11 protein-coding genes are annotated in these 14,594 nt (G+C 73.7%); 6 read left to right on the top strand and 5 right to left on the bottom strand.

Translation table 11 applies throughout. From position 1 onward, the window contains the following. Nucleotides 1–178 precede the first annotated feature (178 nt). From ABDB74_RS13365 to ABDB74_RS13350, 4 genes are read left to right on the top strand one after another with little or no spacing between them, the layout of a single operon-like run. A complete protein-coding gene (locus ABDB74_RS13365) occupies nucleotides 179–610 on the top strand; it encodes an STAS domain-containing protein (protein WP_346619117.1) in 432 nt (143 codons plus the stop codon). A 44-nt stretch (nucleotides 611–654) separates the two neighbouring features. Beyond that, on the top strand, nucleotides 655–1,926 hold the full coding sequence (locus ABDB74_RS13360; protein ID WP_346619115.1) for a YibE/F family protein: 1,272 nt from the start codon (nucleotides 655–657) through the stop codon (nucleotides 1,924–1,926). A gap of 14 nt (nucleotides 1,927–1,940) precedes the next feature. Next, nucleotides 1,941–2,582 carry a class I SAM-dependent methyltransferase gene (locus ABDB74_RS13355; RefSeq protein WP_346619114.1) on the top strand — a complete coding sequence of 214 codons (642 nt, stop codon included), beginning with the start codon at nucleotides 1,941–1,943 and terminating at the stop codon, nucleotides 2,580–2,582. Further along, on the top strand, nucleotides 2,579–2,917 hold the full coding sequence (locus tag ABDB74_RS13350; protein ID WP_346619113.1) for a TraR/DksA C4-type zinc finger protein: 339 nt from the start codon (nucleotides 2,579–2,581) through the stop codon (nucleotides 2,915–2,917). Before ABDB74_RS13355 ends, ABDB74_RS13350 begins: the two co-directional genes overlap by 4 nt. Nucleotides 2,918–2,942: 25 nt before the next feature. On the opposite strand, the gene ABDB74_RS13345 is transcribed toward ABDB74_RS13350, so the two are convergent. Next, entirely contained in the window at nucleotides 2,943–3,251 is a 309-nt protein-coding gene (locus ABDB74_RS13345) for a hypothetical protein (protein ID WP_346619112.1), read from the bottom strand. Between the two features lie 100 nt (nucleotides 3,252–3,351). Beyond that, nucleotides 3,352–4,824, bottom strand: a complete 1,473-nt coding sequence (locus ABDB74_RS13340; protein ID WP_346619110.1) for a peptidase M1 — start codon at nucleotides 4,822–4,824, stop codon at nucleotides 3,352–3,354. Nucleotides 4,825–5,082: 258 nt separating this feature from the next. Here ABDB74_RS13340 and ABDB74_RS13335 point away from each other — a divergent pair, with 258 nt between their 5' ends. Continuing rightward, nucleotides 5,083–6,363: a hypothetical protein gene (locus tag ABDB74_RS13335; protein ID WP_346619109.1), complete on the top strand. Its 1,281-nt coding sequence runs from the start codon at nucleotides 5,083–5,085 to the stop codon at nucleotides 6,361–6,363. 92 nt (nucleotides 6,364–6,455) lie between these two features. Here ABDB74_RS13335 and ABDB74_RS13330 read toward each other — a convergent pair whose 3' ends face one another. From ABDB74_RS13330 to ABDB74_RS13320, 3 genes are read right to left on the bottom strand one after another with little or no spacing between them, the layout of a single operon-like run. Next, a complete protein-coding gene (locus ABDB74_RS13330; protein ID WP_346619108.1) occupies nucleotides 6,456–7,175 on the bottom strand; it encodes a BPL-N domain-containing protein in 720 nt (239 codons plus the stop codon). Then, entirely contained in the window at nucleotides 7,156–8,505 is a 1,350-nt protein-coding gene (locus ABDB74_RS13325; protein ID WP_346619106.1) for a heparan-alpha-glucosaminide N-acetyltransferase domain-containing protein, read from the bottom strand. Before ABDB74_RS13325 ends, ABDB74_RS13330 begins: the two co-directional genes overlap by 20 nt. Beyond that, entirely contained in the window at nucleotides 8,502–12,605 is a 4,104-nt protein-coding gene (locus ABDB74_RS13320; RefSeq protein ID WP_346619105.1) for a Pls/PosA family non-ribosomal peptide synthetase, read from the bottom strand. The genes ABDB74_RS13325 and ABDB74_RS13320 overlap by 4 nt, the downstream gene beginning before the upstream one ends. Before the next feature lie 1,316 nt (nucleotides 12,606–13,921). On the opposite strand from ABDB74_RS13320, the gene ABDB74_RS13315 reads away from it, so the two are divergent. Further along, nucleotides 13,922–14,572, top strand: coding sequence for a TPM domain-containing protein (locus ABDB74_RS13315; RefSeq protein WP_346619104.1), 651 nt, complete (start codon nucleotides 13,922–13,924; stop codon nucleotides 14,570–14,572). Nucleotides 14,573–14,594: the final 22 nt, after the last annotated feature.

The following is a 14,594-nucleotide window of genomic DNA, read 5'->3' as shown; positions in this document are numbered from 1 at the left end:
CTCCTGGACGGTCGATCTGGTGTTCGCTGCCCGAGGTGTGAACCTCTAATGGCAACTAGAGATTACCTCGGGCGTGCACAGAGGTAAACGTGCATCCGCGAGAAATGTTCCCCGCGGGAGGTGCCGCCGGTCGCCCGCGCGGTGCGTGAACCGGCGCCGCACGGGGCAGGAGCACCCCGTGGAGGAGACGACCGACGCCACCGCGCCCAGCCCGTCCGACAGCGAGGCGGCGACCGCCGAGCCGTCCGTCGAGCACGCGGTCTATGACGACACCGTCCGGCTCGCGGTCGGTGGGGAGCTGACCGATGCGGCCCGCCGCCCGCTCGTCCGCATCCTCACCGACGTGCTGCTGGCCGAGCACTCGCTGCGCCGGGTGGAGCTGCACCTGCACGACGTGCCCTTCATGAACTCGGGCGGGCTCGCCGTGCTCGTGCAGGTGCAGCGCATGGGGGTTCCGCGCGGCATCGAGACGGTGCTCGTCGACCCGCCGCCCGCGGTGGCGCGCCCCCTGCAGCTCAGCGGGCTGTGGCACCGGTTCACCGTCGTGGAGGCCGGTGAGGTGGCCGGTGAGCCGGCCGCCGCCGGCCCGCCGGATACCCGACACTCCTAGGCGGGGGGCCGGTCGGGGGGCGCCGGGGCTCCTAGCCTGATCGGGTGCCGTCCACCCACGCCCACAGCCACGTCGCCGACCCGGACCCGCCGCCGCCCTCGGCCGAGGCGGTCGCCCGCCGCCGGCGCGCGGTCTGGCTGATGCTCCTGCTGCTCGTGCCCGTCGGCCTGGCCACGATCATCGGCCTGGTCGCGCTGTGGCCCAGCGACGAGCCGACGCGCGCCGAGCAGGTGGCCGACACCTACCTGCTCCCGGGCACCACCTACCCGGACGCACGGGTCGTCTCCGTCGAGGAGTACGACTGCGGCGACCCGGAGGGCGGGCCGGCCACGTGCGCCCGCGTCGTCGTGGAGGTCCTCGAGGGCGACGGCGCCGGCGACTTCACGCAGATCGACCTGCAGCCCGACGTCGTGGCCGGCGGGGTCTCGGAAGGCGACACGCTGGTGCTCACCCGGGACCCGGGGGCAGAGGGCGGGCCGGCGTACCAGTTCTTCGACTTCGAGCGGGACACCCCGATGATCGCGCTGGCCGTCGGCTTCGCCGTCGTGGTCGGGCTGGTGGCGCGGCTGCGGGGGCTGGCGTCGCTGGTGGGCCTGGCGTTCGCCTTCTTCGTGCTCCTGCAGTTCGTCCTGCCCGGTCTGCTCCAGTACGACTCGCCGGCGCTGGTGAGCCTGGTCGGGTCCGCGGCGATCATGTTCGTCGTCCTCTACCTCGCGCACGGCTTCTCCGCCCGGACCACGACCGCGCTGGTCGGCACGCTGTTCGGCCTCACGCTCGTCGCCGTGCTCGGCTCCCTCGCCGTGGCCGCCGCCCGGTTGACCGGGCTGACCAACGAGGAGACGACGACGCTGAACAACTTCGACCCGACGCTGGACTTCTCCGGGCTCGTGCTCGCCGGCATCGTCGTCGCCGGGCTGGGCGTGCTCAACGACGTCACGATCACCCAGGCATCGGCGATCTGGCAGCTGCACGAGGTCGACCCGTCGATGACCTGGCGCGAGCTCTACACCCGCGGGATGTCGGTGGGGCGGGACCACATCGCCTCGACCGTCTACACGATCGTCTTCGCCTACTCCGGCGCCGCGCTGCCGCTGCTCCTGCTCTTCGAGGTCTACGACCAGCCGTGGCACGTCATCGTGACCAGCTCGGCGCTGGCCGAGGAGGTGATCCGCACGCTCGTCGGCGCGATCGCCCTGGTGCTCGCGGTGCCCGTCACCACCGCCGCGGGCGCCTTCTTCGCCAAGGCGGCCGATGCCTCGGCGGGCACCGTGACCGAGCGCGGGCTGACCGGCCTGCGTGCCCGGTTCGCCCGATGAGCGAGGCTGTCCCCATGCCCGCGCCCGTCCCGCCCCCGAGCACCGATCTCCTCGCCGCCGCGCAGGCCGCGCCGGGCTTCATGCCCGACGACGAGGGCCTCGCCCTGTACGAGGCGGCCCGCACCGTCGCCGTCCCCGGGCCGCTGCTGGAGGTGGGCAGCTGGATGGGGAAGTCCGCGCTCTACCTGGCCGCCGCGGCGCGCGAGACCGGCCGCCAGGTGGTCACCGTCGACCACCACCGCGGGTCCGAGGAGCACCAGCCGGGGTGGGAGTACCACGACTCGTCGCTGGTCGACCCCGCCGTGGGCCGGATCGACACGCTGCCCCGGTTCCGGCGGACCATCGCCGACGCCGGCGCGGAGGACGTCGTGATCGCCGTCGTCACCCGGTCGGAGACGCTGGCCCCGCTGTGGTCGACCCCGCTGGCCCTGCTGTTCCTCGACGGCAGCCACACCGAGGAGTCCGCGCGCCGCGACCAGGACGCCTGGGTGGCCGCGCTCGCCGTGGGAGGGACCCTGGCCATCCACGACGTCTTCCCCGACCCGGCCGACGGCGGGCAGGCGCCGTACGGGGTCTACCGGCGGGTGCTGGAGTCCGGTGACTTCGCGGAGCTGCCCGGCACCGGGTCGCTGCGGCTGCTGCGCCGCGTCCGATGACCGGGGCGGGTGGGGACGCGCTGAGCGCTGAACGGGCCGCGGCCCAGGCCCAGATCGAGGCGCTGACCCGCGAGTTCGACGCCATCGTGGCGGCATCGAAGGCGTCCAACGCCGACGACGAGCACGACCCCGAGGGCGCGACGATCGCCTTCGAGCGTCAGCAGGTGGCCGCGCTGCTCGACTCCGCCCGCCGCCGGCTGGCCGACGTCGATGCCGCCGTGGCCGCCGTGGAGGCCGGCACCTACGGGCGGTGCGAGGGCTGCGGGCGGCCGATCCCACCTGAGCGGCTCGCCGCCCGCCCGACCGCCCGCACCTGCGTCGACTGCGCGCGCTGAGAAGGGGGTCGCGGGCTCCGGGGCCTCAGGCCTCGGGGGAGCGGCCGCCGGGCCGGCGCGGATGGCCGAACACCCCGTCCTGCGTCCAGTCGTCGAGCTCCACCTCTGCCTCCGGGAGCTCCCGCTGGAGGTCGCGCAGCAGGCGCGGCCCCTCGGCCGCGAAGCGCGCGCGTGCACCCGCGTCGCGCCAGCCGCCGTCCCAGTGGAAGTGCTCCTGGAACAGCTCGTTCCACTCGTCCAGCCGGGCGGCCAGCGCCGCGGACACCCCCAGCTCGGCAGGGTCGGTGTTGCCGCCGTCTGTCCACAACGGTGACCCGGCCCCGTAGTCGGTCATCAGCCGGACGTGCTGCCGGCGTCCTGGCTCCGCACGGTCGGGACGGTAGGCGTGCGCCCGCCTCGCCGCCTCTCGGTTCTCGTACGTCGCCTGTGCGGGTTCAGGGCAGCGCGCCGACCTCGCGGAGCGCGGTGAGCACCTCGGGGAGATCGGCGAACGCCTCCTCGACGTCCTCGGGGGTCGCGAGGGAGTAGGCGTTCTCCCGCAGGTAGTCGGCGAGCGCGGCGTCGAACTCGTCGCGGCCGGCCTGCTCGCGGGCGGCGACCAGGGCGGCGCCGCCGCGGATGTAGACGGTCTCGTAGTAGACGCTGCTCGGGCGGCGGAACCCGGTCCAGTACGACATCGGCGCACCCACCGGCGGGGCGCCGTCCCGCACGACGGGCGCGTCGGGGAGATCGTCGCCCCCGGACACCATCTGGGCGAACGTCGCGAACGACTCGTCGATCCACGGGTGGGCACCCTGGTCGTTGCCGACGCGGCCGTAGAACCACATGTGCGCCAGTTCGTGCGCCACCAGCCCACGTCGTCCCTGCGGATCGACGTCGCCGAACTGGATGGCCCCGGGGAACTCGATGCCACTGGTCTGGGCCGAGAGCACCGTGACCGACAGGTCGGGGAACGGGAAGGGGCCCAGCAGGTCGACCAGGTCGCGGGTCGATTCCTCGATCTGGTCCAGCCAGTCCGACGGGTCCGCTGCCGCCACCCCCTGGTCGGCGGCCACCCGCACGCGCACGCCCGCGATCTCCCGCTCGGCCACGTCGAACTCGCCGACGGACACCGCGACGTCGCGGACGGCGGGGGAGGTGAACCGGTGGACCGTCGTCCCGTCGGGGCCGTCGGAGGTGCCGATCGGGGTGCCGGTGCTCAGCACGTCGAGACCCGAGGGGGCGGCCACCGCGAGCGAGAGCTCGAAGTCCTCGCTCACCGCCATCTCACCGGTGACGGGGACCGCGGGCCCGCGGTCCCATCCCCGCCCACGCTCCCAGGCCAGGAGCGGGAAGGCCGTGGCGAACCAGGCGACCTCCTCGGTGCCGGACGTGCCGACCCGCTCGTTGGTGTCCTCGCCGAGCTCCAGCTGGAAGTCGAGCTCGACCTCGATCTGGTCCCCGGCCGCGGCGCACTCGCCGAGCGGGACCTCCACCAGCGTGCCCGCCGGGGCGTCGGCCGGTGCCCCGGCGGCGATGTCCCGGAAGCCGACCGCCCGGTCCTCCAGGCGCACCTCGGTGACCACCAGGGAGTTGCCTGCCACCGAGGTGGCCGGCTTGTTCGGCCACGCGCGGAACACCAGTTCGCACGTCGGCAGGTCGGGGGTGAAGAGGATGCGCTCCCGGCCGACCACCGTGTCGAGGTCCTCTGCCACAGCGAAGCGGAGGTCGACGACCGGACGGTCGGCCCACGGCTCGGGCTCGGGCTCGGGCTCGGGCGGGGGTGCACTCGGGCTCGAGCTCGGCTCCGGGCCGGCGTCGGGACCGGGTCCCGGTCCGGGCTGCGGAGTCGTGCAGCCGGCCGCCAGCAGGGTCAGCGCGACGCCGAGGAACGCCCCCCGCCAGCCCATCCCACGCATCCAGCCCATCCCGCCTTCGAGGCCCCGCCGGGCCCGGTGGGCTCGATCGGTCGCTCCAGTGTCCCCGACCGGGCTGTACAGCCCTCGCCGAACGGGAGCCCCCGTCATCGGCATGGGGGGCGGGACAGCTGAGGCGAGGGAGGCGAATGGGGCAACTGTGAGCCGGGCGTGACCTTCCCGTTGCGAACCGTGCGTGCTTGCATCGAGTGGTCACGCCGCAACGCTCCGTCGCCATCGTTGACGTCGGGCATCCCGGAGGAACTCCCCGTGCGCACATCCCTCACCACCGTCGGCCGCCGCGCCGGCGTGCTGGTCGCGGCCACCACGATCGCGCTCCTCACCACCGCCTGCGTGCCGGAAGGGCTGACGGTGTCCGCGTCGGCTCCCGACCATGCGATCGGGTCGAGCCAGGGCGCCACCGACCCCGCGCAGGGCGCAGCGACGGCCCCCGGCTCCGTGCCCGCACCCCTGCCCGCCGAGCACACAGTCATCGGGGTGCCGCCCGCTCCTGCGGTACCGGACCCCTCCGGGACGGACCCGGCGGGACCGGACCCGGCGGGGACGGACGGGGCCGAGGTGGCCGGGGCCGAGGCGGCCGAGGCGGCCGTGGCGGCCGGGACCAGGACGGCGGGGACCGATCAGGTCGCCACCGATCCCGCCGTGGCCGCGACCGGCCAGGCTCCTGCGGCAGCCGGGACGCCGACGGCCGGGCGGGGCCACGAGTCGGCCGGGCGCGGAAGCCGGGGCGGCCCGGTCCGAGAACCGGCCCCCGTAGCGGCTGCCACTCCGGCGACCCCGGCGGCGGCGGCCGCGGGAGGCCCGGCGGTCCCCGGCGTCAGCGCCGGCTCGGGGGGGTCCTACAGCGATCAGCCCCGTGCATCGTTCACAGCCGGGAACGGCCACACCGGCCGCTACCTGCGCTACGCCGGCGGGATCGACGCGAGCAAGCCGGTGGGCCTGGTGGTGTACGTCGACGGCACGGGGGAGTACGGGATCGACAACCCGGACGCGAGCTACGCACTGGGTGGACGGTCCGGACTCGTCGCCCAGAGCAGGGCGCGCAACATGGTGACGCTGGCCGTGGAGAGCCCGAACCAGTCGTGCGAGTGCTGGCACACCGGCGACACCGCCGGTTACGCCGACTTCCTCGCCGAGTTGATCGAGCGGGAGGGGATCGGCGCCTACCCGATCACCGAGGTGTGGCTCGCCGGCTTCTCCTCGGGCGCCCAGGAGATCACCCGCTTCCTGGTGCCCAGGCACCCCGAGCTCATGCGGCTCGGCGGCGGCTGGGTCGTCTTCGGCGGTGGGGGGCCGCCGGCGGGTCGCACCTCCCTGACGTCGGCTCACATGTCCGGTGTCCGCGGCCACTGGTTCACCGGCACCGCCGACACGGCCGTTCCGCTGACGGCATCCTGGGGCGCACGTGCCGGCCGGGACTGGTACGCCGCCCGTGGCGTGGCCGCGACCGCGGAGTTCCCGTCCGGCGTCGGGCACGCCCTGGACGGCCGGCTGGGGCCGACCGTCGCGAGGATGCTCGACGCCGGCTGAGGCGAACTCCGCCGATCGGGATCGGCTGGACCGACGACGGCGTCCCCTCCGGTACGACCGGGCCCGGGGGACGCCCGCCGTCGCGGTCCGGGTCAGACCCGGCGGGCCGTGCGGCGGATGTCCAGGACCCGGTCGACGAGGTCCTGGGTGAGGTCTGCCTGCAGGTCCTCGGGCAACCGCAGCCCGGCGTCGGCGTACCAGTCCGGTGGAGCTTCCGGGTGCGGCCCCACCACGCCGACCCGGCCGCGCCCGAAGGGAGCCACCACGGCGGCGGGCAGCCCGTTGCCGTAGGTGGCCACGACCTCGGCCGGACCCCGGGCGGGATCGAGGTCGAACCAGGGGCCGTCCTCGAAGAAGACCTGCCGTCGCCGGCCGGCCCAGGTCACGGTGACCACGTGGTCACCCTCGCCCGCCGGATCTGCGTCGGGGGAGGAGATGAACCGGTCCGCGTCCCCGGGCAGCAGGCCGAAGCCGGGAGTCTCGCCGGCGAGGTATCCGCCGAGGCAGAATCCGAGGTAGCCGCCGCCGGCGCGGACGAAGTCCCGGACCGCGTCGGCGGACCGGCGGAGCTTTCGGTAGGCACGGCGCAGCTCTCCGCCGCCGGGCTGGGCGTAGACGGCGGCACCGGCGAGCACCGCGGGGTCGAGGGGCAGCTGCTCCCCGGGCCCGACGAACCGCACGTCGAGGTCCCACCGGCTCCGTGCCAGGGCGGCGGCGACCGCCTCCGGGCAGCCCGGCGTCGACGCCGGGCCCCGGTACACCAGCGCCAGGCGATCGCCGGGCGACGTCGGATCAGCTCCCGCTGCGGTCACCCGCGGTCTCCGTCCTCCCGGCCGCCGCCACCTTCCTGCGCACCGCGCCGGTCGCCGACGCCACCAGCTCCTCGAGGGGCCCCCGGAGGTGGTACCGGCTCCAGACCAGCGCGAAGGCGACGACCACCGCGAGCTGGATGACCAGCTCGGCCGGGCCTCCGGGGAGGACGTCGGAGCCCAGCATCAGCAGGTGCAGGCTGTAGACGGTCAGCGTCATGCTGCCGGCGGCGGCCAGCGGCCGCAGCAGGGCGGTGGTGGTGCGCCCGATCAGGATGAAGACGCCGAGCACCACCAACGCGATGCCGATCGTGTACAGCATGTCCAGGGGGGTGCTGGAGTGCGGCGCCGTCGTCGCCAGCCACCAGCCGGTGTCGGGCGGCGTCGTGCCGGCCCAGCCGCTCTGCAGGACACGCTCGACATCGTCGGCGGTCATCGACGCACGTGCTCCGGTCCCCAGCTCGGCGCGGCCGCCCAGCACGTCCAGGAGCAGCCACGAGGTCGTCCGGGCGCCCACGACGAGCCCGGCGCCGATGAGCACGATGAAGCCGACGGTCCGCCGGGACGAGAGCAGCGAGCGTCCGACGGCCATCCCGGCACAGAGGTAGGCCAGCCACGGGAGGGCGGGGTAGACACCGGTGAGCGCGAGCTCCCCGAGCAGTCCCAGCGGGTCGTCGAGCAGGTCGGTGAACGTCGGGTTCCTGCCGTCGCCCGACAGACCCGTGCTCGCCCGGACGGCATGGCTGAGCACCGGGACGACCACGGCGATGGCGCCGGTCAGGACCACCAGCGTGCGGATGGACAGCGACAGCAACGGGATCGCGAACAGGAACAGCAGCGCGTAGTAGGCGAGGATGATCGCGGCGTATGCCGAGGGCACCACGTAACCCAGCGTCAGGCCCACGGCACCGATGAGCAGCGCACGCACGGCCAGCGAGGCCGCGTCCGCCCTCCAGCTGCGTCCGGTGGGACGGTGACCACCGCTGGCGAACGCGACGCCGACCCCGGCCAGGACCGCGAACAGCGCGGCGGCCTTCCCGGCGGACAGCGTCCACGCCAACGACAGCGTGCGGTCGTCGTCGTAGGCGTCGATGGTGTGGACCGCCATCATGCCCAGCAGCGCCACACCACGGGCCGCGTCGATCCCGACCAGGCGGGGGCGGGAGCCCCCGTGCGGGCCTGTCGCGGTGCTGGGCGGCGTTCCGGAGACGTCGCCGGAGCGGACCGGCGCGCAGGCGTGCGCGACCGGCCCGGTCCCGGCGGATGTCCCGGGCGGTGCCGCGGGAGGGGCCGCCGCTTCCGGGCGTCTGTGGCGTCCCAGCGGGGTGCTCATCGGTGCCCCTGCTCACCGGCCGGGGCGCCGGCGGGCGCCGGTGCCGCATCCGGCAGCCAGGCGATCGGCCGGCTGACCTTCTCCGCCGGGATGCCCGACCAGGTGGTGCCCGGTGGGAGCGACTCGCCCTTCATGACCAGGGACAGCGGCGCGAGGGTCGCCTCCTCCTCGACGGCGGAGTCGTACAGCACCACGGACTTGGCGCCGACACTGGCGCGGTCGCGGAGGGTGACGTAGCCCATCTTCATGACGCGGTCCTCGAACAGGTGGGTCTGCAACGAAGCGCCGGCGCCGACCGCCACGTCGTCGCCGAGCCGGACGAGGTCGAACTCGGTGACGTAGGTGGTGTCGATCAGCGAGCGACGGCCGACCTGGGTGCCGTAGAGACGCAGCGCCGGGCCGAGCAGCGGAGTGCCGGTCAGCCAGGTGAGCAGGGCCGGCACGGCGGCCGCTTCGTAGATGCCGGTGACGAACTCCGTGCGCCGCACGAAGCCGCTCCACAGCGGGCGCACCCGCGGCTCGTACCGGCCGACGAGGAGCCACTTGAGCGCGGCCACCAGCACCACGACGCCGACGCTGGAGGCGAGGGCGATCAGCGGCCCGCCGAGGACGGTGACCAGCGCGCCGTAGGTCGTGGCCAGCAGGGCCGTGCCGTACAGGGTCGCGAACATCGCCACCGCGAGCAGCGAACTCGGCAGCACGATCCGGAGGAACTCGATCGCGTAGCGCGCCCGGACCCGTGCCCGGCCGGGGCTGAAGGTCTGCTCCTCGGTGAACTCGTCGAAGATCTCCCGTCGCGGCAGGAAGAAGGCCGGGGAGCCCAGCCACGACGTCCCCGCTCCGACCTGGGTCGACGGCGGAACGGTACGGACGCCGATCAGCGATCCGTCGCCCAGATGCGTGCCGGACGGGATGAAGGCGGCGTTGCCGACGAAGGCCCGGGAGCCGATGACGGTCGGCCGGAACGCGACGTGCCCGTTGGCGTAGGTGGCGCTCCCGACGCTGGCCATGTCGGCGACGAAGCTGCCGTCCTCCAGGGTGAGCAGGTCGGGGTCGATGTTGGCGATGGTCGAGACCTCGGCGCCCTTGCCGACCTTCGTCCCCAGCGCCCGCAGCCACAGGGGGGTGTAGAGGGTGGAGTACATCGTGTTGTTCAGCAGCAGGCTCAGCTCCTGCATCTTGTCGCCGAGCCACTTCTCCAGCCCGAGCTGCGAGCGCAGGTGATGGATCCCCGGTGGCGTCGTGGGCAGGGCCAGGCGCCGGAACCCGAGGATGAGCCCGCAGGAGGTGGCCACGAAGAGCGGCCCCGACAGCGCGGTGGCGAGCAGGCCCGCACCCAGCCCGAACGTGAGCAGTGCCCACCAGACGAGCGCCACGACCGGGAGCATGATCAGGAAGGGCATCAGCTCGAGCAGCAGGATCCCGCCCGAGAAGCCGGCCAGCAGCTCGCGGCGCCAGGTGCGCGGCGCGGCGTCGCAGCCGGCCATGAGCTCCACGACCGGGTCCATGTCGTCCGGCATCGGCCGGGCCGCCGACCCCGACCAGGTCTCCCCGGCCGGGACGGACTCGCCGGACTCGAGGAAGGACTGGTCCCGCAGGATGGCGCGTTCGCCGACGGTCGAGCCGCACTCGAGGAGGCACTGGGCGCCGACGAGCGCGCCGTCGCCGACCGTGATGGGACGGATGGAGAGCACCCCGTCGGTGATGCGGTGGGGGTGCAGCTGCGTGCCGTAGCCCACGGTCGCGCCGCGCCCGATGCTCAGGTGCCCGGGCAGGCTGATGTCCGCACTGTTGATGTGGCTCTCGTCCTCCACCCGGGCACCGGCGAGGCGGAGGTAGGTGGCCGCGAAGGGCGATCCGGCCAGGACGTTGAGCGGGGACATCTGCATCAGCTTCTGGACCGTCCACACCCGCAGGTGGACCTGCCCCCACAGGGGATGGTCACCGGGCTGGAGCCCGCGGGAGAGCAGCCGGCTGCCGACCAGGGGCAGGACCCAGCGGATGACCAGGTATGCCGGCGGCAGCAGCAGGGCGAGCTGGACGACGAGCGCGAACGAGGGGACGCCGTCGTTGAGCACGTAGACCGCGGTCACCGGCAGCAGCAGCAGTGCGACGACGGCGTAGAGCCAGCCCACCTGGGCCGAGCCGAACACGGCGACCCGTCGCCTCGAGGGAGCCGCCGGGCGGGTGGCCCGCTCGGCGGGAGCCGCACCGTCGACGCCGTCCTCGAGGAACCCCGCGAGAGCGCGGACGGTCGGATGCCGGTACAGCTCCAGGATCGACAGCCCGCAGGCGAGGTCGCTCTCCCGCATGGTGGAGACGACCGTCGCCGCGAGGAGGGAGTGCCCGCCCAGCGCCTCGAAGAAGTCGGCCTCGACGGAGACCGAGCCCGGCGGCAGCTCCAGGGTCTCCTCCCACAGCCCGGCGATCCATGCCTCGACGGCATCGGCCGGGGGGACGTACGCCCCGCTGCTCCGCATGAGGCGCGGGCCACGCGGGCCGGGGAGGCTCTTCCGGTCGGCCTTGCCGCTGGGCAGCATCGGGATGGTGCCGACCACGTCGAGGTAGGCCGGGACCATGTAGTCGGGCAGCTGCTGCTCCAGCCGGTCGTGCAGCTCGTCGATGAGACCGTCCTCCGCGGCGCCCGCCCGGAGCACGACGTACCCGGCCAGCTCGCCGCCGCTCCCCTGGGACTCCAGCAGCGTGACCACGGCCGCGACGACCTGGCCGTGCTCCTGGAGCACGCTCTCGATCTCCTGGAGGTCGACGCGGTGCCCGCGCACCTTGACCTCGCTGTCGGCCCGGCCGAGGTACTCGAGCTCCCCGTCGGCGAGGAACCTGCCCAGGTCGCCGGTCCGGTAGATCCGCTCACCCGGGAACCGCGGATCGGGGATGAAGCGGTCCTCGGTGAGGTCGGGCCGGTTGACGTAACCGCGGGCGACGCCCGGGCCGCCCACGCAGATCTCGCCCACCTCGCCCGGCGCGACGGTCGCGCGCCGCTCGTCCAGCAGGCTGATCCGATAGGTGGGCAGCGGCCGGCCGATGGTGACCGGCTTGCCCGGCCGCAGCTCCGCCATGGTGCAGGTGACGGTGGTCTCCGTCGGGCCGTAGGTGTTCAGGATCCGCCGTCCGGGACCCCAGCGGTCGACCAGCTCGCGTGGACAGGCCTCACCGCCGACGTTCACCGTGCGGATCAGCGGCAGCAGGCGGTCCAGCGTCGCCAGGACGGTGGGGACGCAGTAGATCATCGTGACCTCCTGCTCCTCCAGGAAGTCGGCCAGACCCGATCCCACCCGGCGACCGTCGGTCGGGCCGGCCACCAGGGTGGCGCCGACCGCCCAGGTGGGCCAGATCTCCTCGATGGAGAAGTCGAAGGCGATCGTCATGCCCTGGTAGACGCGGTCGGAGGGCTCGACGCCGTACAGCATCGGCACGATGCCGATGAAGTTGCAGATGCTGGATTGGGCGATCTCCACGCCCTTGGGCCGGCCGCTGGACCCCGACGTGTAGATGACGTAGCAGACCGGGTCGCCGCCGGATCGGCGATCGGGGCGGTGGCTCGACTGGGCGGCGAGCTCCCCGGCCAGCTCGTCGAGGTGGATCGCCGGGCACGGCAGCCCTGCGGACGTGGCCCCGAACGACGTCGTGGTCACCATCAGCGCCAGGCCGGCGTCCTCGGCGATGAACTCCAGCCGGTCGGCCGGCGCAGCCGGGTCGACCGGGACGAAGGTGGCCTCCGTCTTCGTGACCGCGAGCAGCGTGACGTAGGTGCTGACCGAGCGGTCCAGGAGGATCCCCACCCGGGAGCCGACGCCGACGCCCCGCCCGATCAGGTAGTTGGCCAGCCGGTTCGCCCGTTGGTCGAGCTCCGCGTAGGAGAGCCGCTCGCCGTCGCACTCCACCGCCGTCGCCGACGGGGAGCTGTCGCAGGTGCGCTCGAAGTACTGGCTCAACCGGGCGTACCGGGCGCCGAGGTCGCCGGGGTGTGCGACGACGTTGCCCTCGAGGCGGAACCTCGGGGCCGTCGACGTGCCCTGCTCGCCCATGAACCCGGGCACCGCGGACAGGAGGTGGTCCCACTCTCGGCGCGGTGTGCTCATGTCGCGTTCCGTCCTCGTGGCGGTTCCCGAAGCTCGTGGAGGAAAGTCACAGCTACTCGGAAAATAGCAGCCGGACGGGGCGGAAACGGATGGCTGAAATGATCTGCTCGGACCTGTGCCAGCAGTTTGTCCCAGTGTTGTCGGCGCGCGACATTGCGTCAGGTATTCGCGCCGGCGGCGGGACGAGTCCGGGTGCTCGTCCGTCAACTCGTGGCGCTCCATCCCGTGCAAGAAAGGTCACGCTGGGTGCGGGCGCGTCGGCGGAGCAGGTCCGGTGACGCAGGCGGTGGCGGTCACCGCCGCTCGGCGGCCGCTCGCCTGCGCGGTGCGGCCGGATCACGGGCTGCGCGCACTCGACGGCGCACTGCTCACTGCAGTGGAGTGGCGGCGGGCCGCAGCGCTGCGGCACCCCGCGGACCGGGAGGCCTACGTCGCCGCCCACCTGCTGGCCCGGTGGTGCGCGGCCGCATTGACGCAGCGGCCGATCGAGAGCCTCGGGACGGAGCAGCGGTGCCCGGACTGCGGCTCCGCGATGCACGGCGAGCCGGGACTGCGGGGCCTGCCCGGCGTGCACGTGAGCCTGTCCCGGACCCGGCGGGCGGTCGCTGCTGTCGCCGGGTGGGACGCCGTCGCCGTGGACGTCGAGGCAGTGTCCGGCGACGTCCTGGCGGCGATGCCGGTCGCGCTGTCGGCCGCCGAGCAGAGACGGGTGCCGGCGGCACCGGAACGCCGGGGGGTGCTCGCTCCGGCACTCGGTGCACGAGGAGTGCCTGGTCGAGGTCGGTGCGACCACCCTCGACACCCTGGGTCGGGTGGACCTGGCGGCGTGGGCGGAGACGATGGGCCCCGACGGTCGGGTGCGAATCCGATACCGCGATGTGCACATGGTGCACTGGTCCGACGCGTCCTGGGGGTGGTCGTCGCGGCCGCCGGCGCCGAACCCCCCGAGGTCCGCCCTTTCCTCCCCCTCCGCGAGTGAATTCGCCGTGTGCGCGACGAGCGTGCACATATGTGCACGCAGCAGTCCGCGTCGGGGGCGCGCGACTTTGTTCAACCACTCCGCGACGGTGCCATTACGCTCGGATAGCGGAGCGCATGGTGGAATGGCACCGGGTCGTCCGCAGGACGGCGCGTCGGCTACTCCCCGTCGCCGGGGCCCAGCACGCGGACGTGCCGAGTGCGCCGGCCGGTGGTCACCGGCGTCGGCGTGCGGGGCGGGCGAGGGTGGCGTGCCGCGGGCCGGTCGTCCCTCTGATGGTCAGGCCTAGAGTGCGGTCGCGAGTCGGGACCGCGCCGAGCCGCCACCGGAGGCTGCTGTGTACCGCTTCATCGTCGTCCTGGTCACTGCCCTCGGGCTCCTGCTCGGCGCGGGACCGGCCTCGGCGGAGCCGCCCCTGGAGCTGAGCGACCAGCTCAGCGACGTGGCGGGTGTCCTGGACGGGGACGAGGAGGCGCAGGTGGAGCAGTCGCTGGCCGAGCTGCTCGACGCGGGAGGTCCGGAGCTGTACGTCGTCCTCGTCCCCGACTTCGAGGGCAACGCCGGCGACGACTGGGTCCAGGAGACCGCGGAACTCACCGGACTCGGCACCGAGGACATGCTGTTCGCCGTCGGCGTGGACGACGCCGAGTACGAGTGGTGGGTGGATCCCTCCGCCGCGCTGCCGGTGGCCGATGTCGACGACGTCGTGACCGCCCGGGTGGAACCGGAGGTCGTGGAGAGCAACTGGACCGAGGCGTTGGTGGCACTCGGGGAGGCGCTGCGGGACGAGCCGTTCCTCGTGGAGGAGCGGAGCGCCGAGTTGGTGGACGACAGCGTCGACACCCAAGGGTGGTCGATGACGACCGTGGTCGTCGTCGTGGGCGCGGCGGCGGTCGTCCTCCTCGGGGCCCATCTCCTCTCGCGGAATCAGATGCCGGACCGGAGGAGGCCCGAGACCAGGCGATCGTCGGTCGAGTCCCGCCGCTGACGCGGACTCCGCTCCGGCCCGG

The organism is Blastococcus sp. HT6-4 (assembly GCF_039679125.1).
Classification (GTDB): Bacteria; Actinomycetota; Actinomycetes; order Mycobacteriales; family Geodermatophilaceae; genus Blastococcus; species Blastococcus montanus.
This window is presented reverse-complemented; position numbering and strand designations above follow the sequence as displayed.

Excerpts from the sequence above, each read along its gene's own strand:
- ABDB74_RS13355 (WP_346619114.1), top strand. The coding sequence starts at position 1,941 with ATGCCCGCGCCCGTCCCGCCCCCGAGCACCGATCTCCTCGCCGCCGCG.
- ABDB74_RS13350 (WP_346619113.1), top strand. The coding sequence starts at position 2,579 with ATGACCGGGGCGGGTGGGGACGCGCTGAGCGCTGAACGGGCCGCGGCC.
- ABDB74_RS13345 (WP_346619112.1), bottom strand. The coding sequence starts at position 3,251 with ATGACCGACTACGGGGCCGGGTCACCGTTGTGGACAGACGGCGGCAAC.
- ABDB74_RS13340 (WP_346619110.1), bottom strand. The coding sequence starts at position 4,824 with ATGGGCTGGATGCGTGGGATGGGCTGGCGGGGGGCGTTCCTCGGCGTC.
- ABDB74_RS13325 (WP_346619106.1), bottom strand. The coding sequence starts at position 8,505 with ATGAGCACCCCGCTGGGACGCCACAGACGCCCGGAAGCGGCGGCCCCT.
- ABDB74_RS13320 (WP_346619105.1), bottom strand. The coding sequence starts at position 12,605 with ATGAGCACACCGCGCCGAGAGTGGGACCACCTCCTGTCCGCGGTGCCC.